This window comes from Streptomyces sp. NPDC127106 (genome assembly GCF_042677605.1).
GTDB lineage: Bacteria > Actinomycetota > Actinomycetes > Streptomycetales > Streptomycetaceae > Streptomyces.
In genome coordinates, this window is sequence record NZ_JBHXTC010000047.1 from 13,697 (window position 1) to 33,716 (window position 20,020).

General features: G+C 73.2%; 23 protein-coding genes. 9 read left to right on the top strand and 14 right to left on the bottom strand.

Going from position 1 to position 20,020, the window contains the following annotated elements; all coding sequences use genetic code 11:
• On the bottom strand, window positions 1-366 hold a 366-nt coding region (locus tag ACFVGY_RS28975), incomplete at its 3' end, for a DUF4442 domain-containing protein (protein WP_385682507.1).
• Window positions 367-463: 97 nt separating this feature from the next.
• Here ACFVGY_RS28975 and ACFVGY_RS28980 point away from each other — a divergent pair.
• On the top strand, window positions 464-1,486 hold the full coding sequence (locus ACFVGY_RS28980; protein ID WP_385682509.1) for a hypothetical protein: 1,023 nt from the start codon (window positions 464-466) through the stop codon (window positions 1,484-1,486).
• A 238-nt stretch (window positions 1,487-1,724) separates the two neighbouring features.
• Here the strand turns inward: ACFVGY_RS28980 and ACFVGY_RS28985 are convergent, their stop codons facing one another.
• The 3 genes from ACFVGY_RS28985 to tuf form a co-directional block, all read right to left on the bottom strand.
• Window positions 1,725-2,516, bottom strand: coding sequence for a spermidine synthase (locus ACFVGY_RS28985; protein WP_385682634.1), 792 nt, complete (start codon window positions 2,514-2,516; stop codon window positions 1,725-1,727).
• A 132-nt stretch (window positions 2,517-2,648) separates the two neighbouring features.
• Window positions 2,649-3,500 carry a patatin-like phospholipase family protein gene (locus ACFVGY_RS28990; RefSeq protein WP_385682512.1) on the bottom strand — a complete coding sequence of 284 codons (852 nt, stop codon included), beginning with the start codon at window positions 3,498-3,500 and terminating at the stop codon, window positions 2,649-2,651.
• An 80-nt stretch (window positions 3,501-3,580) separates the two neighbouring features.
• On the bottom strand, window positions 3,581-4,762 hold the full coding sequence (tuf, locus tag ACFVGY_RS28995; protein WP_385682515.1) for an elongation factor Tu: 1,182 nt from the start codon (window positions 4,760-4,762) through the stop codon (window positions 3,581-3,583).
• Between the two features lie 434 nt (window positions 4,763-5,196).
• Here tuf and ACFVGY_RS29000 point away from each other — a divergent pair, with 434 nt between their 5' ends.
• The 5 genes from ACFVGY_RS29000 to lnt all read left to right on the top strand — a co-directional run bounded on the left by ACFVGY_RS29000 (window position 5,197) and on the right by lnt (window position 9,389).
• Window positions 5,197-5,922: a TVP38/TMEM64 family protein gene (locus ACFVGY_RS29000; protein ID WP_385682517.1), complete on the top strand. Its 726-nt coding sequence runs from the start codon at window positions 5,197-5,199 to the stop codon at window positions 5,920-5,922.
• Window positions 5,923-5,970: 48 nt separating this feature from the next.
• Window positions 5,971-6,843 carry an undecaprenyl-diphosphate phosphatase gene (locus ACFVGY_RS29005; RefSeq protein ID WP_385682520.1) on the top strand — a complete coding sequence of 291 codons (873 nt, stop codon included), beginning with the start codon at window positions 5,971-5,973 and terminating at the stop codon, window positions 6,841-6,843.
• A 124-nt stretch (window positions 6,844-6,967) separates the two neighbouring features.
• Complete coding sequence (locus ACFVGY_RS29010; protein WP_385682523.1) at window positions 6,968-7,144, top strand: hypothetical protein; 177 nt, start codon at window positions 6,968-6,970, stop codon at window positions 7,142-7,144.
• Window positions 7,145-7,213: 69 nt separating this feature from the next.
• A complete protein-coding gene (locus ACFVGY_RS29015; RefSeq protein ID WP_385682526.1) occupies window positions 7,214-7,684 on the top strand; it encodes a nuclear transport factor 2 family protein in 471 nt (156 codons plus the stop codon).
• 43 nt (window positions 7,685-7,727) lie between these two features.
• On the top strand, window positions 7,728-9,389 hold the full coding sequence (lnt, locus tag ACFVGY_RS29020) for an apolipoprotein N-acyltransferase (RefSeq protein ID WP_385682528.1): 1,662 nt from the start codon (window positions 7,728-7,730) through the stop codon (window positions 9,387-9,389).
• Here the strand turns inward: lnt and ACFVGY_RS29025 are convergent.
• Window positions 9,313-10,218 carry a Gfo/Idh/MocA family protein gene (locus ACFVGY_RS29025; protein ID WP_385682531.1) on the bottom strand — a complete coding sequence of 302 codons (906 nt, stop codon included), beginning with the start codon at window positions 10,216-10,218 and terminating at the stop codon, window positions 9,313-9,315. The genes lnt and ACFVGY_RS29025 overlap by 77 nt on opposite strands.
• A 113-nt stretch (window positions 10,219-10,331) precedes the next feature.
• On the opposite strand from ACFVGY_RS29025, the gene ACFVGY_RS29030 reads away from it, so the two are divergent.
• Together ACFVGY_RS29030 and ACFVGY_RS29035 are read left to right on the top strand one after the other, a co-directional pair.
• A complete protein-coding gene (locus tag ACFVGY_RS29030; RefSeq protein WP_385682637.1) occupies window positions 10,332-10,850 on the top strand; it encodes a DinB family protein in 519 nt (172 codons plus the stop codon).
• Between the two features lie 117 nt (window positions 10,851-10,967).
• Window positions 10,968-11,525, top strand: a complete 558-nt coding sequence (locus ACFVGY_RS29035; RefSeq protein ID WP_385682534.1) for a hypothetical protein — start codon at window positions 10,968-10,970, stop codon at window positions 11,523-11,525.
• 115 nt (window positions 11,526-11,640) lie between these two features.
• Here the strand turns inward: ACFVGY_RS29035 and ACFVGY_RS29040 are convergent, their stop codons facing one another.
• The 8 genes from ACFVGY_RS29040 to ACFVGY_RS29075 form a co-directional block, all read right to left on the bottom strand.
• The gene (locus tag ACFVGY_RS29040; RefSeq protein ID WP_385682640.1) at window positions 11,641-12,273 is read right to left on the bottom strand and encodes a hypothetical protein; all 633 of its coding nucleotides are present in this window, start codon (window positions 12,271-12,273) and stop codon (window positions 11,641-11,643) included.
• A gap of 95 nt (window positions 12,274-12,368) precedes the next feature.
• Window positions 12,369-13,037 (bottom strand): uracil-DNA glycosylase, encoded by a 669-nt coding sequence (locus ACFVGY_RS29045; RefSeq protein WP_385682643.1) that lies wholly within the window; start codon window positions 13,035-13,037, stop codon window positions 12,369-12,371.
• Window positions 13,038-13,163: 126 nt separating this feature from the next.
• Window positions 13,164-14,753: an ABC transporter substrate-binding protein gene (locus ACFVGY_RS29050; protein WP_385682536.1), complete on the bottom strand. Its 1,590-nt coding sequence runs from the start codon at window positions 14,751-14,753 to the stop codon at window positions 13,164-13,166.
• A gap of 146 nt (window positions 14,754-14,899) precedes the next feature.
• Window positions 14,900-15,661 carry an SDR family oxidoreductase gene (locus ACFVGY_RS29055; RefSeq protein ID WP_385682539.1) on the bottom strand — a complete coding sequence of 254 codons (762 nt, stop codon included), beginning with the start codon at window positions 15,659-15,661 and terminating at the stop codon, window positions 14,900-14,902.
• A gap of 19 nt (window positions 15,662-15,680) precedes the next feature.
• On the bottom strand, window positions 15,681-16,442 hold the full coding sequence (gene fabG / locus ACFVGY_RS29060) for a 3-oxoacyl-ACP reductase FabG (protein WP_385682542.1): 762 nt from the start codon (window positions 16,440-16,442) through the stop codon (window positions 15,681-15,683).
• A 141-nt stretch (window positions 16,443-16,583) separates the two neighbouring features.
• Window positions 16,584-16,967, bottom strand: a complete 384-nt coding sequence (locus ACFVGY_RS29065) for a DUF3037 domain-containing protein (RefSeq protein WP_385682544.1) — start codon at window positions 16,965-16,967, stop codon at window positions 16,584-16,586.
• On the bottom strand, window positions 16,964-17,815 hold the full coding sequence (locus tag ACFVGY_RS29070) for a HipA family kinase (protein ID WP_385682547.1): 852 nt from the start codon (window positions 17,813-17,815) through the stop codon (window positions 16,964-16,966). The genes ACFVGY_RS29065 and ACFVGY_RS29070 overlap by 4 nt, the downstream gene beginning before the upstream one ends.
• Window positions 17,816-17,833: 18 nt before the next feature.
• A complete protein-coding gene (locus tag ACFVGY_RS29075; protein ID WP_385682550.1) occupies window positions 17,834-18,502 on the bottom strand; it encodes a cysteine hydrolase in 669 nt (222 codons plus the stop codon).
• Between the two features lie 79 nt (window positions 18,503-18,581).
• Here ACFVGY_RS29075 and ACFVGY_RS29080 point away from each other — a divergent pair, with 79 nt between their 5' ends.
• A complete protein-coding gene (locus ACFVGY_RS29080) occupies window positions 18,582-19,058 on the top strand; it encodes a pyridoxamine 5'-phosphate oxidase family protein (protein ID WP_385682552.1) in 477 nt (158 codons plus the stop codon).
• Between the two features lie 42 nt (window positions 19,059-19,100).
• On the opposite strand, the gene ACFVGY_RS29085 is transcribed toward ACFVGY_RS29080, so the two are convergent.
• Complete coding sequence (locus ACFVGY_RS29085; RefSeq protein WP_385682555.1) at window positions 19,101-20,000, bottom strand: LysR family transcriptional regulator; 900 nt, start codon at window positions 19,998-20,000, stop codon at window positions 19,101-19,103.
• Window positions 20,001-20,020 lie beyond the last annotated feature (20 nt).

Sequence of the window (20,020 nt, forward strand, 5' to 3'; positions counted from 1 at the left end):
CTCGGGCCGGCCGCCCGCGTCGAGCTCGGCGACGATCTCGGCGGCCGGGCGGCCGAGGGTGGCGGTGGCCGTCACGACGCCCTTGGCGAGCTTCTTGTAGGCGATCTCGGCCTTCACGGCGAGCGGCACGGCGCGCGAGAGCTGGTCACCGAAGGCGGCCAGGACTATCGCACCGCTGGCGGACTCGGCGAGGGTGAACATGGCGCCGGCGTGCGGACCGCCCACGTGGTTGTGGTAGTCGGGCTGGTCCGGCAGGCGGACGACCGCGCGCTCGGGGGTGGTCTCCAGGAACTCGAGGTTCAGGGTCCGGGCCATCGGCACGGTCGCGGCGAGCAGTTCGCCCACATTCATCTGGTCTGCGCTCATGGGACGCGATGTTACCCACGAGTAGATGCCCTTGACCAGACCCTGCCAGGGGGGCGGCCGTGGCTCCTGTCGGCCACTCCCACTATCGTTACCGGCCATGTGGCCAGGACAGCAGCAGCCGCCCGGGGGACAGCAGAACCCTCAGGACGCGCAACACAATCCGTACCAGCAGCCGCCGGGGCAGCCGGGACAGCCGAACCCGTACCAGCAGCAGCCCGGTTACGGGTACCCGCAGGCGGGCTACCAGGCGCCGGCCCAGCCGTGGCCCCAGCCCCAACAGGCCGTTCCGGCGCCGCCGAACGGCGGTGGCGGCGGGCTCTCCACCAAGACGATCGCCATCGTCGCCGCGTCCGCGGTCGTCGTCGCGGGCGCCGCGATGGGCGCGTTCGTCCTGACCCGGGACGACGACACGAAGGACGTGGCCGACGACAACCCGCCGGCCGCCTCGTCCGCGGCGCCCCAGTCGCCCGCGGCGTCCTCGCCCGGCGAGAACCCGCGCGCAGGCGGCGACGTCCAGCCCGTGATCCCGGGCTGGAAGGTCGTCGTCAACCCGAAGTACGGCACCGCCTTCGACGTGCCGCCGGACTGGAACGTCCTGAGCCCGGGCGTCATCGCCAGCTTCACGGACGACGTGAAGAACGACGGCAAGCCGATCGTCAGCTTCTCCGCCCCGGCCTTCTTCAAGGAGGACTGGTGCTCGATCGACTCGAACAAGGACGGTCGTGAGGAGAAGACCGAGCTGGCCGGCAGCGGCACCAAGGGCGGCCAGGGCGCCAAGGACACCGCCGAGGCCGTGAAGAACGAGGCCGGCAACTGGGCGTTCGCCGCGTTCGCGCAGAAGGCGCCGAAGGGCACCGTCAAGGTCTCCGAGCCGAAGGAGTACACCACCTCTTCCGGGCTCAAGGGCCACATGGCGACCGGCACCGCGACCGGCGTGCCCAAGGAGAACAAGTGCTCCCGCGACGGCAAGTCCATCGCGTTCAGCTTCAAGACCGCCAACGGCGACTTCTCCAGCTGGATCCTCTTCAGCGCCGTGGGCGTTCCCGGTGAGATCCCGCAGGAGACCATGGACAAGGTGCTCAGCTCGGTGCGGCTGCACGGCACCGGCACCAGCGGCTGATCCGGCGGGGCGACCCCGCATCGGGTGAGCCCCGCTCCCGCACGACCCCACGCCCCGGTGCGGTAATCGGTTCGGATTACCGTACCGGGGCGTGAATGGTCCGGGGTGGGGGTTATCCCCCGCCCCGTCCTCCGCGGCAGTCGGCGACCACGCCACCGGGGACCGGGCCCGCGGCACCGCCCGGCGCCTGCCGCCCGCGGGCAGGCGGGCAGGCGAGCAGGCGGGCAGGCAGGCGGGCTCAGCCGAGGCTGAACGCCCCGCCCGGCGGCTCCGGTGAGCCGGCGGCGTCCGCGTCGGCCACCGGCGCGGCCCCCCGGACGAACCGATCCAGCTCGGGGCCGGCCACCACCCGCGCGGGGAAGGCGTCCGCCGCGCACCGCCGGGCCACGGCGTCCAGCGGGAGGTCCCGGTCCGCGGCGAGCAGCACCGCGTTGCCGAACCGGCGCCCGCGCAGCACGCCCGGCTCCGCGACGAGCGCGACCTGCCCGAACACCGCGCGGAAGCCGGCCAGCTGGCTCCGCAGGAAGTCGAACGGCGCCCCGTCGGCCAGGTTGGCCGCGTACACCCCGCCCGGCCGCAGCACCCGCGCCGCCTCCCGCGCGTACTCCAGGGAGGTCAGCTGGGCCGGCACCCGCGAGCCGCCGAACACGTCGGCCACGATCACGTCCGCGGCCGTCGGGTCCGCACCCTCCAGCCAGGCCCTCGCGTCGGCGGCGTGCACCGTGACCCCGGAGCCGGCCGGCAGCGGCAGGTGCTCCTCGACCAGGGCCACCAGCTCCGCGTCGAACTCCACGACGGTCTGCCGGGAACCCGGCCGGGTCGCCGCCGCGTACCGGGGCAGGGTCAGCGCGCCGCCGCCGAGGTGCAGCAGGTCCAGGGCCGTGCCGGGCTCCGCGGCACAGTCCAGGACGTGCGCGAGGCGGCGTACGTACTCGAACTCCAGGTGCTCCGGATCGTCGAGGTCCACGTACGACTGCGGGGCGCCGTCGACGGTCAGCAGCCAGGCCCGGTCCCGGTCCACGTCCGGCATCAGCTTGGCGGTGCCCTGGCCCACGGCCCGGATCACCGGGATCTGTTCCTCGCTCACCGCACCATTGTCCGGCAGCCGTGCCGGACGCCCGTACGAGGGCCCGCCCGCAGGCCCGTGGCGTCCCTCCCCGGGTCAGCCCGCCCAGACCGCGGCCGCCTCCGCGGCGTGCCGTGCCGCCTGGGCGAGTCCGGCCCGCGCCGCCGGGGCCCGCCGCGCCGGATCCAGGACGTTGCGCCCGAAGGCCCTGCGGGCCTCGGCGGACGGTGTGATCAGCAGCACCCGGGCACCCGCCTTCCGCAGGTGCTCGGCCTGGGCGGCCGGCGCGGGGACGTGCCCGGAGCCGAGGGTCATCGGTGCGAGGATCACCACCCGGTCACAGCCGACGGCCAGGTCCGCGTTGGCCGCGGAGCGGATCCCGCCGTCGATGTATCGGCGCTCCCCCACCGTCACCGGCGGCCACACTCCGGGCACCGCGCAGCTCGCCGAGACGGCGTCGACCAGCCCGGCGCCGCTCTCCCGGTCGAAGGCCGCGAGCTGCCCGCTGAGCGCGTCGACCGCGGTGACCAGGAGCCGGCGCCCGGCCGGCCATGCGTGGGAGACCAGCCGGGCCGCGATCACCTTGCGCCGCTCCGCCTCCTCGCCGGTGTCGGCGGCCAGGGCCGTCGCCCCGACGCGCCTGCGGTACTCCTCCGCGTCGCGCGAGCGGAGCATGGCCAGCGCGTACCGGGCGACGAGCCCGCTGCCGAACCGGGCCACGGCCTCCCCCGCGGGGTCGACGAGCTGGCGCTCGTACAGTTCGCGCGGGGTGAGCAGGCCCGAGGCCAGCTGGGCTCCGACGAGCGAGCCCGCGGAGGTGCCGACGACGAGGTCGGCGCCGAAGAGGTCGACGCCCGCCTGCGCGAGCCCGTACAGGATCCCGGACTCCCAGCCGATGCCGGTCAGCCCCCCGCCGCCGAGCACCAGTGCCGTCCCGCCGCCGCCCATGCCGCCGCTCCTCCTCGTGTCACGCCCAGTGGTGACGGCAGTCTGGCGTACCCGGACCGCCGCCACCACGCCGGGGCGCCTCAGCCGAGGACGGTCGTCACCGTCCCCGCGCCGACCGTGCGCCCGCCCTCGCGGATCGCGAAGCCGAGCCCCGCCTCCAAGGGCACGTCCCGGCCGAGCTCGACGGTCATCGTGACCGTCTCCCCGGGCCGGGCCACCGCGGCCGCGCCCAGGTCCACGTCCCCCACCACGTCGGCGGTGCGGATGTAGAACTGCGGCCGGTACCCCGTCGACAGCGGGGTGGTGCGGCCGCCCTCCCGCCCGGAGAGCACGTACACCTGCGCCGTGAAGCGCCGCCTCGGCTCCACGCTGCCGGGCGCGGCGACCACCTGCCCGCGACGCACCCCGTCGCGCGGCACCCCACGCAGCAGCAGCGCCACGTTGTCCCCGGCCTCGGCGGACTCCATGGGCTTGCCGAAGGTCTCCAGGCCGGTCACGACGGTCTCCACCGGCTCGCCGTCGCCGCCGAGGACGCTCACGCGGTCGCCCGGGCGGACGCGCCCGCGCTCGACGGATCCGGTGACGACGGTCCCGCGCCCGGTGATGGTCAGCACGTTCTCCACCGGCAGCAGGAACGGCGCGTCCGTGTACCGCACCGGCATCGGCACGTAGGTGTCCACGGCGTCCAGCAGCGCCTCGATCGCCCCGGTCCAGCGCGGGTCGCCCTCCAGGGCCCCGAGCCCGGAGACCCGTACGACCGGCGCGCCGTCCCCGCCGTAGCCGTGGGCGGTGAGCAGCTCGCGGACCTCCAGCTCGACCAGGTCGGTCAGGTCGGGGTCCCCTGCGTCGGCCTTGTTCAGGGCGACGACGATGTGGTCGACGCCGACCTGCCGGGCGAGGAGCACGTGCTCGGCGGTTTGCGGCATGACCCCGTCGAGTGCGGAGACGACGAGGATCGCCCCGTCGAGCTGGGCGGCGCCGGTGACCATGTTCTTGACGTAGTCGGCGTGCCCGGGCATGTCGACGTGGGCGTAGTGCCGGGTGTCGGTCTCGTACTCGACGTGCGCGAGGTTGATGGTGATGCCGCGCCGGGCCTCCTCCGGGGCCCGGTCGATGCGGTCGAACGGCACGAAGGACGCGCCGCCGCGCCTGGCGAGGACCTTGGTGATGGCGGCGGTGAGGGTGGTCTTGCCGTGGTCGACGTGACCCATGGTGCCGATGTTGAGGTGCGGCTTGGTACGCACGAAGGCCGTCTTGGCCATGATGTCCCTTCCCGTGTACAGGCACTGCTGCGACCGGCCGAAGCCGGAACGGGACCCCCGGGGCCGAGCCGACCCTCCCCCTGTGGGGTCCGCCGGACTGTCCGGGAAGGGTCAGCGTCGTGCGCCGTCGAACGCGGCGAAGGCGAGTGCCTCGAAGAGCAGGACGGCAGCCTTCGGCGCGTCCGCGACTGCGGACGGCGCTGCGGTGGAGGCGTGCCGGGACATGCGGCCGATCGTGCCGGACCGGCAGCGTCCCCGTCCAACGAATTTCCTTCGAATGAACTTTCGTTGAATTCCGGTACGGCCGGGCTCCGTGCGGGAGGAAGGCCCGCGCTCCCGGAGCACTGCGCGGGGCTCGCGGCGGAAGCCGGTCGTTCCTCCGCATGAGGCCTGGATTACGGCGGGGCGCCGCATAGGTCGGATAGTCTCCCCGGATGTCCCTCCTCCTGGCGCCGTGGACGCGGCTGTCGCTGCTCGTCGTGCTGCTGCTCACGTCCGGCGCGTGCGTGCTGCTGTTCGAGCCCCAGCGCATCCTGTCGGAGGGGTGGCCCCCGGGGCTGCCGGTGGGGGTTGCGGCGCTGTTGTTCGCAGGCGCGTACGGTCTGGGCACGGCGGCCCTCGTACCGCGGCCGCTGCTCAATCTGGCCGCAGGCGCCTTGTTCGGCATCCCGTTCGGCCTGGCCGCCGCGGTGGCCGGCTCGGTCCTGGGCGCCGGGATCTCCTTCGGCCTGGGCCGGGCCATGGGCCGGGACGCACTGCGCCCGCTGCTGCGCGGGCGCTGGCTGCTGGCGGCCGACGACCAGCTGGCCCGGCACGGCTTCCGCTCGATGCTGGCGGTCCGGATCTTCCCCGGGCTTCCGTTCGCAGCCGCCAACTACTGTGCCGCGGTGTCCCGCTGCGGCTGGCTGCCGTTCCTGGCCGCCACAGGCCTCGGCGTCGTGCCGAACACCGCGGCGTACGTCGTCGCCGGCGCCAGCGCCTCGTCGCCGGGCTCGCCCGCCTTCCTCGTCTCGTTCGGCTTCATCGCCGCGTCCCTGCTGGCGGCCGCCGTCGTCGGATGGCGCAAACGGCACCGGCTCGCGCGCCCGGCGCGGCCCGCGGCACCGGGCGCCCTGCACCAGCACCCCCCTGTGGTCGGAGCCGCTTCCCACGGGCCCTAGCATCGGACCCGAACTTCCCGACGATCACAAGGACGAACGCACCCCGACATGAGCTGGTTCGAATCCCTAATCCTCGGTCTCGTCCAGGGGCTTACGGAGTTCCTCCCGATCTCCTCCAGCGCCCATCTCCGGCTGACCGCGGCATTCGCCGGCTGGGAGGACCCGGGCGCGGCCTTTACGGCGATCACCCAGATCGGCACCGAGGCCGCCGTGCTGATCTACTTCCGCAAGGACATCGCGAAGATCGTCTCCACCTGGTTCCGCTCGCTGTACACGAAGTCGCTGCGCGGGGATCAGGACGCCAAGATGGGCTGGCTGGTGATCGTCGGCTCGATCCCGATCGGCGTGCTGGGCCTGCTGTTCAAGGACCAGATCGAGGGCCCCTTCCGCGACCTTCGGCTGACCGCCACCACCCTGATCGTCATGGGCGTCGTCCTCGGTTTCGCGGACCGACTGGCGGCCCGGGACGAAGAGGGCGGCCGGCACCGCGCGGTCCGCGAGCGCAAGACGCTGCGGGAGCTGGGCGTCAGGGACGGCCTGATCTTCGGTCTGTGCCAGGCGATGGCGCTGGTCCCGGGCGTCTCCCGGTCCGGCGCGACGATCTCCGGCGGTCTGCTGATGGGCTTCACCCGCGAGGCCGCCGCCCGCTACTCCTTCCTCCTCGCCATCCCGGCCGTCCTGGCCTCCGGCGGGCTGGAGTTGAAGCACATCGGGGAGGGTCCCGTCTCCTGGGGCCAGACGATCTTCGCGACGGTCATCGCCTTCGCCGTGGGCTACGCCGTCATCGCCTGGTTCATGAAGTTCATCACCACCAAGAGCTTCATGCCCTTCGTGATCTACCGCATCCTGCTGGGCATCCTGCTCTTCGTCCTCGTCGGCATGGGCGTGCTGAGCCCGCACGCCGCCGAGTCGGCGGGGTAGCGCACCGCCCCGCTCACCGTTTCGCGTGAACCGCCAGGCCGCCCGGGAACGTTCCCGGGCGGCCTTCGCGTCGTTGTGCCCGGAGAGTGTCGGAGTCCCGAAGCCGAGCAGCAGGGGGTGCCCCATGGGACGAGTGGTGCTGGAGCGGTTCCCGGCGGGTAGCCCGAGGGGAAGCTGGCCCGCCGAGGAGTACGCCGCCCAGCGGACGCGCGAGGGCGTGCCCGCAGAGGTGGTGATGGACCTGGCCAGTGACGCGTTCCTGGTCGTGGTCGCGCAGCGGGAGCCGCATTCCGGCCACTGACCGCAGCCCGGCCGGACTGGCCGGCGCACGCCCCTTGGCCTGGTCGCCCGCCGCCCGCAGACTGACCCGATGACGCAGCGTGTGGATCTCGCCTCGGTCATGGACCGGCTGGCGATCGACGAGGTGGTCACGGGGTACGCGAGAGCCGTCGACGACGGTGACTGGGCGGCGTACCGCGCGCTCTTCGCGCCCGGCGGGCGCGCCGACTACCGCTCGGCGGGCGGGATCGAGGGCCCGGCCGAGGAGGTGGCCGACTGGCTCGCGGAGGCCATGCAGCTGTTCCCGGTCCGCCAGCACCTGATCGTCAACCGGCTCGTCCAGCTGGGCGAAGGCGGCGGCTGGGCCGCCGACCGGGCCGAGGTCCGGGCCGACTTCGTCAATCCGATGCGGCTCGACGGCAGCGGCGCCGGCGGGCCGGTGACCGCCCCGAACTTCGCCGCCGCCGGCCGCTACACCTTCGCCCTGGCCCGCACGACCCGCGACGGCTGGCGGCTGACCCGGGTCACCGTCCAGGAGAAGTGGCGCCACCTCTCCGCCTGAGCGGCCGATACGGCCCTGTCCCACACTGGAAGCGGAGGCGCGCATGGTCACGGTCCCGAGGGTGGTCACGGTCCCGAGGCGTACCCGGCACTGGCGCGCGGCCGCCGCGGCCGCCGCCGGGGCACTGCCGTGCCTCGCCTTCCCCGCCCCCGCACTGTGGTGGTGGGCGTACGTCGCCCTCGTGCCCTGGATGCTGCTGCTGAGGTCGGCGCCGACCGGGCGGCGGGCGGCCTGGGAGGGCTGGCTGGGCGGCGCGGGGTTCATCGTGGCCGTCCACCACTGGCTGCTGCCCAGCCTGCACGTGTTCCTGCTGCCGCTCGCGGCCCTGCTGGGCCTGCTCTGGGTCCCCTGGGCGCTGCTGGTGCGCGAGCTCCTCGGCGGCACCCCGGGACCGGGCCGGGCAGCCGCCGCCCTGGTGCTCGTCCCCGCGGGCTGGCTGGTGTCGGAGCTGGCCCGGTCCTGGCAGGGGCTGGGCGGGCCGTGGGGGCTGCTGGGGGCGAGCCAGTGGCAGGTGCCGCCGGTGCTGCGGCTCGCTTCGGTGGGCGGGGTGTGGCTGGTGAGCCTGCTGGTGGTGGCGGTGAACTGCGCGGTGGTGCTGCTGATCGCGGTGCCCCGGGCCCGGGTGCCGGCCGTGGCCGGAGTGGCGGGGTGCGCGGTGCTCACGGGGGCGGTGTGGCTGTGGCTGCCGCGGGCCGAGGGCTCGGGGGGCTCGGGCCCGCTGCGGGTGGCCGTCGTCCAGCCGGGCCTGGTCGCGGACGGCCCCGACAGCGCGGAGCGGCGCTTCGCCGCCGGGGAGCGGCTGACCCGGACGCTGGCCGGCCGGCCGGTGGACCTGGTGGTCTGGGGGGAGAGCAGCGTCGGCGCGGACCTCGCGGCCCGCCCGGACCTGTCCCGGCGGCTGGCCGCGCTGTCCGCGGAGGTCGGGGCCCCGGTGCTAGTGAACGTCGACGCCCGGCAGCCGGCGGCCCCGCGCCCGGCCGCCGCCGCACGGGAACGCCAGGCCGGGGGCGGGGGCGGCGGGGACGGCATCTTCAAGAGTTCCGTACTCGTCGGCCCGCACGGCCCGACGGGCGACCGGTACGACAAGATGCGCCTGGTCCCCTTCGGCGAGTACGTCCCGGCCCGCTCCCTGCTCGGCTGGGCCACCGCGGTCGGCAGGGCCGCGGGCGAGGACCGGCGCCGCGGCGCGGCCCCCGTGCTGATGGACCTGCCGGGCGGACCGGCCGCGGTGCGGATCGGCCCGCTGGTCTGCTTCGAGTCGGCCTTCCCGGACATGAGCCGCCACCTCGTCCGCGACGGGGCCGGCCTGCTCGTCGCCCAGTCGGCCACCTCCACCTTCCAGGGCAGCTGGGCCCCGGCGCAGCACGCCTCGCTCGGCGCGCTGCGCGCCGCGGAGACCGGCCGCCCGGTGGTGCACGCCACCCTGACCGGCATCAGCTCCGTGTACGGGCCGGACGGCGGGCGGACCGGCCCGCAACTGCCCGTCTCGGCGAGCACGGCGCAGGTGTACGAGGTCCCGCTCGCCCGCGGCACGACGCCCTACGTCCGCTTCGGCGACTGGCCGGTGGGCGTCGCCCTCGCGCTGCTGGCGGTGTACTGCACCGTCGAGGGGACCCGTGCGCTGCGGCTCAAGAAGCCTGCTCCAGAGCGGCCAGCACCACCCGCTCGCACAGCTCGTGGGTCAGCAGGGCGTCCCGGGCGCTGACCGTCTTCCCGGCCGCGACGGCCTCCAGGAACGCGTCGACGGCCTGCTCGATGCCGCGCTGGCGGGCCACCGGCACCCAGTCCCCACGGCGGCGCACGGTCGGCTGACCGCGGTGGTCGACGATCTCGGCGAGGTTGACGACCTGCCGCTTGGAGTCCTGCCCCGACACTTCGAGGATCTCCTCGGCCGAGCCGGACCGCCGGTTCATGATCCCGAGCGCGGTGAAGCCGGGCCCGGACATCTGGAGCACGACCTGGTCCATCAGCCCGCCGTGCATCCGGGCCCGGACGTCGATGTGGTCGCTCTCGCCGGGCAGCAGGAAACGCAGGGTGTCCACGACGTGGATGAAGTCGTCGAGGACGAGGGTCCGCGGGTCCTCGGGCAGCCCCACCCGGTTCTTCTGCAGGACGATCAGGTCGCGCGGGTGCTCGACGCACTGGGCGTAGCCGGGCGCGTGTCGGCGGTTGAAGCCCACGGCCAGCGGGACCCCGCGCTCCTCGGCGAGCTCCACCAGGCGCCGCGAGTCGGCGAGCTCGTAGGCCAGCGGCTTGTCCACGTACGTCGGCACGCCGGCCTGGAGCAGCCGTGTGACGATCTCGGGGTGGACGTCGGTCGGGGCGTGCACGAACGCCGCGCCGAGGCCCTGGGCCAGCAGCGCGTCGAGGTCGGTGTGGCGGCGCTCCGCCGGGACGTGGTGGCTCTCCCCGATCCGCTCCAGGGTGGCGGGGGTACGGGTCTGCAGGTGCAGTTCCAGGCCGGGGCGGGCCGAGAGGACGGGCAGGTACGCCTTCTGGGCGATGTCGCCCAGTCCGATGACGCCGACCTTCACCGCGGACCTCCAGGTGGTTCCTCGTGCGCGGCCGCTCGCCGGCGGTCCCCAACCCCCGCAGCTTAATCCCTGGTGGAGACGGTCCGGTTGGCCCGAGGATGGCGGCCATGACGATGACTTCGGGATCACGCCGCACCGAACCCTCCACCTCCGCCGACGAGCGGGCGATGCTGGACGGCTGGCTGGACTACCACCGCGCCACCCTCGCCTGGAAGTGCGAGGGCCTCGGGGAGGAGGAGCTGCGCCGCATGCCGCTGCCGCCCTCCGAGCTGAGCCTGTTGGGCCTCGTACGGCACATGGCCGAGGTGGAGCGGTACTGGTTCCGGGAGATCATGCTGGGCGAGGACCTGCCCGACCTGTACGTCACCCGGGAAGACCGGGACGGCGACTTCCACTTCACCGCGCAGGACACCTTCGCCGAGGCGGAGCAGGTGTGGCGGACCGAGGTGGAGCGGGCCCGGGAGGCCGCGGCGAGCCGTTCGCTGGACCTGGTGTCGAAGCCGGAGAGCCACCACCGGGGCGAGGTGTTCAGCCTGCGCTGGGTCTACACGCACATGATCGAGGAGTACGCCCGCCACAACGGCCATGCGGACCTGCTGCGCGAGCAGATAGACGGGGCCACCGGCGACTGACGCCGGTCCGGGCGGGGGCGGGGGCGAGGGTGTCCGGGGGACGCGGCGTCACCCGTGCGGAGTGAATATCGGCTCCCGGTTTCCGCAACGGGGTCCTCGCACAGCAGAGTTGCGCGGGTGCACCCAACCCGAACCACGACGAAGCTGCTGCTCTCCGTCGCCTGCGCCGTCTCGGCGGTGTCCGGCTGTGTGAGTGTGTCCCCCGCCCCGACGCAGCCGGCGGGCGCTCCCGGAACCGCGGGCGCCCCGCCGCAGCACGAGCCGCGCGGGGGCCCGGGAGCTGCTCCGGTGGAGGTCCAGGCACCCGCCCTGGAGGCGCTCGAGGTGCTGCCGGAGCAGTCCGTGCGGCCGACGGCCTCGGCCCCCGCCGGCCGCAGCCCGGCCGCTGGGGCCTCGGCGGGAGCGGCAGCAGCGGTGGGGGCGGCCGCCGGGCCGGCCGCGAAGGGCGTGCCGCCGGTCCCGGACATCCCCGAGCCGCGGGGGGCCGTGGAACCGGCCCCCGGGAGCAAGGCGAACCGCCCCGATCCGCTGGATCCGAAGGCCGGGGTGGCCCGCGGGCTGGCGGAGAAGCTGCCCGTGCGGCCCTCGGACGTGTGCGCGATGGGCCGCAAGCACGGCCGCTGGTCCCCGGACAGCCCGGAGGCCCGGATCTGCGAGGGCGTCCACGGCGGCTGACGCTTCCGCCGCCCGCGGCGGCCGGAAGGGGAGGCGCCCGGTCCGCCGCACACCCCCGGGGCTTCCCGGAGGCTTCCCGGGGACGTTCCCGAGAGCGACCCGGGCCCGTCGGCCGTCAGGCGTGCTGCTCCGGGAACGGGCGGGGTCCCCGGCCCGGCTCCCCGGCCAGCAGCCGCTCCAGGCGCGCCAGCGCGGCCCGTACGCCGTCGCCGTACCCGTACCCGTCGTCCGGGAGCACGCCCGCGGCGGCCCAGGCGCGGGCCAGGTGGATCCGCGCCTCCTCGGGCCGCTGCAGCTTGAGGTAGTCGGCGGCCAGGCTCAGGTGCAGGGAGGGGTAGAGCACCCGCACGGCCGGATCCGGCTCGTCCGGCGTACGCGGTCGGCTCCCGGGCCCGCCCCGGGGCCGGCCCGCCGGCCCCTCCGCGGGCTCCGCCTCCGGTTCTTCCCGCCGCCCCTTCCCCGGCTCCCCCGACTCCCCCGGCTCGACCTGCGGCCCGTGCCGCGGCCCGCAGGCGGCGGTCAGGGCACGCAGGTCCCAGGCCAGCTCGTCGGCGGGGTCGTCCTGGGCGTCGGCCATGTAGTGGGCGAGCGTGCACCGGTGCAGGCCGGCGCCGTCCTCGCCGAGCTCGGTCCACAGATCGCGGAGCCGGTTGCGGGCCTCCTCGCGGTCCCCGGCGTGCAGCAGGATGACCGCCTGGCCGATCCGGGTCATGACGGCGTCCTCCGACGCCTCCTGCTGCTCGGTCACCGCGGCCTCCGGCTGGGTCTGCCAGACCTGGTTCGGTCTGATCGTCACGACGCTAGCCGGAGGTACCGCCCGCGCCGCCGAGGCGCGGTCGGCGCTCAGCCCAGGTCCGGGATCCGCCAGTCGATCGGCTCATGGCCCTGCTCGGCCACGGCCTCGTTGATCTGCGTGAAGGGCCGGGAGCCGAAGAACTTCTTGGCCGACAGCGGGGATGGGTGGGCGCCCTTGACGACTACGTGCCGCTCCTCGTCGATCAGCGGGAGCTTCTTCTGCGCGTACGCGCCCCACAGCACGAAGACGGCCGGGTCCGGGCGGTCGGCCACCGCGCGGATCACCGCGTCCGTGAACTTCTCCCAGCCCTTGCCCTTGTGCGAGTTGGGCTCGGCCTCGCGGACGGTGAGCACCGCGTTGAGCAGCAGGACGCCCTGCTCGGCCCACGGCATCAGGTAGCCGTTGTCCGGGATGGGGGTGCCGAGCTCCTCGTGCATCTCCTTGTAGATGTTGCGCAGCGACGGCGGCGTCTTGACGCCCGGCCGGACGGAGAAGCACAGGCCGTGGCCCTGGCCGGCGCCGTGGTAGGGGTCCTGGCCGAGGACGAGGACCTTCACCTTCTCGAAGGGGGTGGCCTCCAGGGCCGCGAAGACCTGCTCGTGGGGCGGGTAGACCGGCCCGTTCGCCCGCTCCTTCTCGACGAACTCGGTGAGCTCCTTGAAGTAGGGCTGGTCCAGCTCCCCGCCGAGGACGGGGAGCCAGGACTCGGGCAGCATCTGGGTCACGGCGACAACCTCCGGTAGTACAAGTCTGCGCAACTGCGTGGTGCGACAGCTCCAGAACCTACCGGTGCCCACTGACATCGCCGCACCCGCCGGGGTCCGAAGACCCCGGCGCAGCCACTACCAGCTGGTCTTGCGGTACAGCTCCCACATCTGGAAGACGGTCTGCGGGTCCAGCGCCCGCTCGGCGCCCGCGATGTCCTCGCGCGCGGCGACGTACAGCTTGCCCTGCCAGAGCGGCAGCAGCCGGACGTCGTCGGCGAAGATCTTCTGCGCCTGCTCGAACTGCTGGACGCCGGCGGCGCGGTCGCTCTCCCGGCGGGACTTGGGCAGCAGGTCGGTGAGGATCTCGGCGGGCTCGTACGGGGTACCGACCGCGTTCTCCTTGCCGACGAACGGCGCGATGAAGTTGTCCGGGTCCGGGAAGTCGGGGAACCAGCCTCGGCCGAAGACCGGGTACTGGCCGTTCTTGTAGCCCTCCTGGAAGGTCTTCCAGGGCTGGCTGCGCAGGGTGACCTTGAAGAGTCCGCTCTCGTCCAGCTGGCGCTTGATCTCGGTGAACTCGTCGGCCGTGGAGGCGCCGTAGCGGTCGGTGGTGTACCAGAAGGTCAGCTCGACCGGCTGGTTGATCCCGGCGTCCTTGAGGATCTTCTTGGCCTTGGCGATGTCGGCCTGGCCGTACTTGTCGTAGAAGGGCGTCTTGTGGCCCACGACGCCCTTGGGGACCATCGAGTACAGCGGCTCGGCGGTGCCCTGGTAGACCTTGGAGACGATCGACCCGCGGTCGATGACCTGGGCGATCGCCTGGCGCACCGGGAGCTTGTTGACGTTGGGGTCCTGGGGGTTGAACACCAGGTAGCGGATCTCGGCGCCGACGTTCTCGACGACCTGGACGCCGTTCCCGTGGGCGTCGGGGCTCTGCAGTTCCTTGATCTGCGAGGCCGACAGTCCTCGGTAGGTGGCGTCGACCTCCTTGTTCTTCAGCGCGGTGACCATCTGGGCGGCGTCCGCGAAGTAGCGGATGGTGACGGCGTCGTTGCGGACGTTCGCGAAGCCGGTGTAGCCGGCGTTCTTGCCGAGTACGGCCTCGCTGCCCTCCTTGTAGGACTCGAGCAGGTACGGGCCGGAGCCGGTGACCTTGCCGTCCTCGCGCACCTTGTCCGCCGGGTAGTCCTTGGGCGCGACCAGCGAGGCGGCGGGCGAGCCGAGGACGAAGGGGAAGGTCGCGTCGGGCGTCTTCAGGTGGAAGACGACGGTCTGCGCGTCGGGGGTCTCGATCTTGTCGAGGCTGCCGAAGAGGTCCTTGGGGCCGACCTTGGATCCGATGGTCCGGATCCGGTCGAGGGAGTACTTGACGGCCTTGGCGTCGAGCACCTCGCCGTTGGAGAACTTCAGGCCCTTGCGCAGGGTGCAGCGGTACGACTCGTTCCCGGAGTCGGTGAACTCGCAGTTCTGGGCGGCGTCCGGCTGGGGCTTGGAGGAGCCCGTGGGGAACGCCAGCAGGGTCTGGTAGACGTTGCGGTACAGCTCCCAGGAGCCGTCCCATGCGGCGGCGGGATCGAGGGTGCTCGGGGCGCTCGTCGTGCCGACGACGATTCTCTTCTCGGCGTCTTTGCTGTCGTCGGAAAGCATGCCGCATCCGGCGAGCAGGGATATGGACGCAAGGGCCGCAGTGATCTGCAGGCTTCTGGTCCGGTTGGACACGTGCACGCTCCTCGATCTGCCAGGGGTGCGGCAAACCCTAGCGCAGTGCGTCACAAATCCAATGGGTAGGTTTGGTGTGACACTTGACCGATTTCGCACATGTTCGGTACGTATTTGCCTCCCATCGGGAGGCAAATACGTCCGGTTATCGATCAGTGGACTCCGGCATTGAGGAACATTCCTCCGTCAACGACCAGAGTTTGACCGGTGATCCATTCCGCTTGCGCAGACGTAAGAAATGCCGCAGCTCCGCCGATGTCCGCCGGGTCGCCCAGGCGCCCGAGCGGGTAGGCCGCGGCGGCCTCCGCCTCCCGACCCTCGTAGAGCGCCTGCGCGAACCTGGTCTTGACCACCGCGGGTGCGATCGCGTTGACCCGGACCCCCGGCGCCATCTCGTGCGCGAGCTGCAGGGTGAGGTTGACCATGGCGGCCTTGCTCATCCCGTACGCGCCGATGAAGGGCGAGGCGGAGACTCCGGCGATCGAGGCGATGTTCACGATCGCGCCGCCGTTGTCCTTCTGCCAGGCGTGCCAGGTGCGCTGGGCGAAGCCGAGCGCGGAGATCACGTTGGTCTCGAAGACCTTGCGGGCGACGTTCAGGTCCAGGTCCGCGATCGGGCCGAAGACCGGGTTGGTCCCCGCGTTGTTGATCAGGAAGTCGACCCGCCCGAAGGCCTCCATCGCGCGCTCGACGGCGACGGCCTGGTGGCCCTCGTCGTGCGCCTTGCCGGCGACCCCGATCACCCGGTCCGCACCGAGCCGCTCGACGGCCTCCTTGAGGGCCTCCTCGTTGCGGCCCGTGATGCACACCCGGTCACCCCGGGCCACCAGCGCCTCGGCGATGCCGTAGCCGATGCCCCGGCTGGCGCCGGTGATCAGCGCGACCTTGCCGCTGTCCGTTCCTTCGTACGCCATGGCTGTGGCCTGCCTCTCGTCAGTTGAGCGGGCCGCCGGCCACGTACAGGACCTGGCCCGAGACGAAGCCCGCGGCGTCGCCCGTGAAGAACGCGATCGCGTTGGCGATGTCGTCCGGGTTGCCGACGCGCTGGACGGGGATCTGGGTGGCCGCGGCGGCCTGGAAGTCCTCGAAGCCCATGCCGACGCGGGCCGCGGTCTGGGCGGTCATCTCGGTGGCGATGAAGCCGGGGGCGACGGCGTTGGCGGTGACCCCGAACTTGCCGAGCTCGATGGCCAGGGTCTTGGTGAAGCCCTGCAACCCCGCCTTGGCGGCGGAGTAGTTGAGCTGGCCGCGGTTGCCGAGGGCCGAGCTGCTCGAGAGGTTGACGATGCGGCCGAACGCGGCGTCCACCATGTACTTCTGACACGCCCTCGACATCAGGAACGCGCCGCGCAGGTGCACGTTCATGACGGTGTCCCAGTCGCTGTCGCTCATCTTGAACAGCAGGTTGTCGCGCAGCACACCGGCGTTGTTGACCAGGATGGTCGGGGCGCCCAGCTCGCTCGCGACGCGCTCGACGGCCGCCTCCACCTGCGCCGCGTCCGAGACGTCGCAGCCGACCGCCAGGGCCTTGCCGCCGGCCCGCGTGATGGCCTCGACGGTGTCCTTGCAGGCCGCCTCGTCGAGGTCGAGTACGGCGACCGCCCGGCCCTCGGCGGCCAGGCGCACGGCGGTGGCCGCGCCGATGCCCCGGGCCGCCCCGGTCACGACGGCGACGCGCTGCTCGGTGGTGGACATGCTGGATCTCCTCGCCCTTGGAATCCTCTTGGCGGCCACCCAGGGGTGAGCAACCGCTTAGTAGCTTCGACTGAGGAGACGCTAGGAGCCCCGGCACCCGGTGTCAACGGCGCCGGGCCCGGGGCTGCGAGGTCGCACGGATCAGCGCACCAACAGGTCGAGCAGCCGTTCCACTTCGGCTTCCGGGTCGAGCGTCAGCCCGGTGTGCACCGGTCCCGGCTGCACGACCGTGCTGCGCGGCGCGATCAGCCAGCGGAACCGGCGGCCCGGGTCGTCGCCCGCCGCCTGGCCGGCCCGCTCACCGCCGCTGCACACGCCCTCGACCCCGCGCAGTGCGGCCCGCACGCCGGTCACGTCGGCCTCCGGGTCCAACGCGAGGAGCTTCGCCTCGTCGAGATGGGTGCGCGCGGCGACGTAAGAGCGCGCCCGGCAATAGACGATCACCCCGGCGTTGAAGCACTCCCCGCGCTCCACCCGGGGCACCACGCGCACCAGCGCGTACTCGAACACGTCCCGCTCGGTCACTCGTCGCCGCTCTTCTGCTTGTTCCCGGTCTTGTGGGGCCACTCGGTGAGGTGGTCGGTCAGCCAGCCCGGCGGCTTCTGCTCCGCCTTCACCTGCGGCTCCATGGAGATCCTCTCGTGGATCGTGGCCGCGCGCGGCAGCAGGGCCGCCACGTAGGCGCGTCGCACCGCGCCGGGCGAGTCGAAGCCGGGCTCGTCGACCAGCCACTCGTCGGGGACGTCGGCGGCCACCTCGGTCAGCAGTTCCTCGGTCACCAGGGGCGCGAGCTCGGCGGCGGCCGCCGCGAGGTCCGGGCCGGTGGGGGCCAGGGCGTGGTCGGAGGCGTTGTAGGGCTTGGCCGCGGCGCTCTGCGCGGTGGGCCAGTTGTGGTGCCAGATCATGGTGGCGCCGTGGTCGATGAGCCACAGCTTCCCGTGCCAGACCAGCATGTTCGGGTTGCGCCAGGACCGGTCGACGTTGTTGACGAGGGCGTCGAACCAGACCACGCGGCCGGCTTCGACCGGATCGACCTGGTAGGCGAGCGGGTCGAATCCGAGCGACCCGGGCAGGTAGTCCATCCCGAGGTTGAGGCCGCCGCTGGCCTTGAGCAGCTCCTGCACCTCCTGGTCCGGCTCGGCGAGCCCGATGACGGGATCGAGTTGCATCTGCACCAGGCGGGGCACCCGCAGTCCCAGCCGCTGGGCGAGGCGGCCGCAGATGACCTCGGCGACCAGGGTCTTGCGGCCCTGGCCGGCTCCGGTGAACTTCATGACGTAGGTTCCGAGGTCGTCGGCCTCGACGATCCCCGGCAGCGAGCCGCCCTCACGCAGGGGCGTGACGTAGCGGGTCGCGATCACTTCGGACAGCATCCGCCCAGGTTACGGCGGTCAGCCCGCGGGAGACCACGCATATACGAGCGCGGCGGTGGTGGTCAGCTCGGCGACCAGGGAGAGCGAGTGGCGGACCACCTCCGCGGTGTAGGCGGCGGGCACCCCGGCAATGGCGTCGGCGGGGACCACGACCCGGTAGCCGAGGTTGACGGCGTCGAAGACGGTGTTCGGGATCGCGATGTTGGACGAGACGCCGGCGACGACGAGGGTGCGGACGCCGAGGTTGCGCAGCAGGGCGTCCACCTCGGTTCCCGCCATCGGCGAGAGGCCGTGCAGGCGGCGTACCACCAGGTCCTCCTCGGCGACCCGGATGGGCGGCGCGATCCGCACGGCCGGACTCCCGGACAGCTGGCGCACCGGGAGCCGGCCCGCGGCACGGAACAGCCGGGCGTTGGCACTGGCCCCGCGGCCGTCGGGGCGCCGTTCGGCGACGGCGTGCAGCACCTGGACGCCCGCCGTGTGGGCGGCGTCGACCAGCGCGGCGACCCGCTCCAGCATCCCGGAGTCCCGGGCCTCCTCGGCCAGTTCGGGCAGCGCGCTCTCCTCGCCGACGACGCCGTTCTGGCACTCGACGGTGAGCAGCGCGGTGGTGGCGGGATCGGGTCGGGTGGCGGGATCGGGTCGGGTGGCGGGGCCGGTTCCTCCGGCGGGATCGGGTCGGGTCATGGCTCCCCCTGGCGTGGCGGCCGACGAGCCCGCATGATTCCTGACACACAGTCAGATGTGAAGGGTGGGTGCGGTACGGATGGAACGGACGGAGAGCACACGCGCGACCCAGCGGCGGGGCCGCCGCATCATGATGACGAACGAGGAGGTCGACGCCTTCCTGCGGGAACAGCGCACCTGCCGGGTGGCGACCGTCTCGCCGGACGGCGGCCCGCACGTGGGCGCCCTGTGGTTCGCCTGGGACGGCACCTCGCTGTGGCTGTACTCGATCACGCGCAGCCGCCGCTGGTCCGACCTGCGCCGGAACCCGCGGATCTCGGTGGTCGTGGACGCGGGCGAGGCGTACGACGAGCTGCGCGGGGTCGAGTTGTCGGGGCGCGCCGTCTTCGTCGGCGAGGCCCCGCGCACGGGCGAGCCGTGCCCGGAGCTGGTGGAGGTGGAGCGGATCTTCCCGGCCAAGAACTTCGGCGTCGCCGAGATGCCGCACGACGGGCGCCACGCGTGGATCCGCCTCACCCCGGACGCGGTGGTCTCCTGGGACTTCCGCAAGCTGTAGGGGGCGCGACCTGCGGCCCGGCAGCCCGGCCCCGTACGCGCTTCAGAGCCCCGCGGCGACCTCGCGGAGGGCGTCGACGGCGGCCCGGATCGAGGGCCGCCGGTCGGCGTCGGCCCGCCAGACCACGTAGACGTGCCGACGGACGGCGTCGGACACCGGCAGCAGTCGGACGCCGGGCGGCACCGGCCCGCGTCCGAGCCGCGGGGTCACGCACACCCCGAGCCCCGCCTCCACGAAGGCCAGCTGGGTGTGGTGCTCCTCGGCGATGTGCCGGATGCAGGGTTCCACCCCGAGGCCGCGCAGGGTGTAGACGAGCCATTCGTAGCAGAACTGGCCCTCGTTCCAGGAGATCCACTCGTCGGCGGCGAACTCGCCGAGGGAGATGCGCGCCCGGTCGGCCAGCGGGTGACCGACGGGCACCGCGATGTCGCAGGCGTCGTCGAGGAGGTGGATGCGGACGAGCTCGGCCGGGACCGGCATCCGCTTGTTGTGCCAGTCGATGGCCAGGGCCAGGTCGAGGTCGCCGCGGACGACCGCCGCCATGCTCTCCTCGGGCTCCTGCTCGCGCACCAGGGGCCGCAGCCCGGGGTGGGCGGCGGCCAGTGCGTTCAGCGTCCTCGGCAGCAGCCCGCGCATCGCGGTGGGGAACGCTCCGATCCGCAGTTCGCCGACGGCGCGGCCGCGCTGGGCCTCGACGTCGGCCTGGGCCAGCTCCACCTGGGAGAGGATCCGCGCGGCGTGGTCGGCGAGGAGCCGCCCGGCGTCCGTGAGGCGGACCCCGCGCCCGTTCTTGGCCAGCAGCGGCTGGCCGACCTCGCGCTCCAGCTTGGCCATCTGCTGGGACACCGCGGAGGTGGTGACGTGCAGGCCGTCGGCCGCGCCGCTGACCGACCCGTGGCGGGCGAGGGCGTCGAGGGTGCGCAGGCGCTCCAGGTTCAACATGTAAGCGATGCTACGCCGTC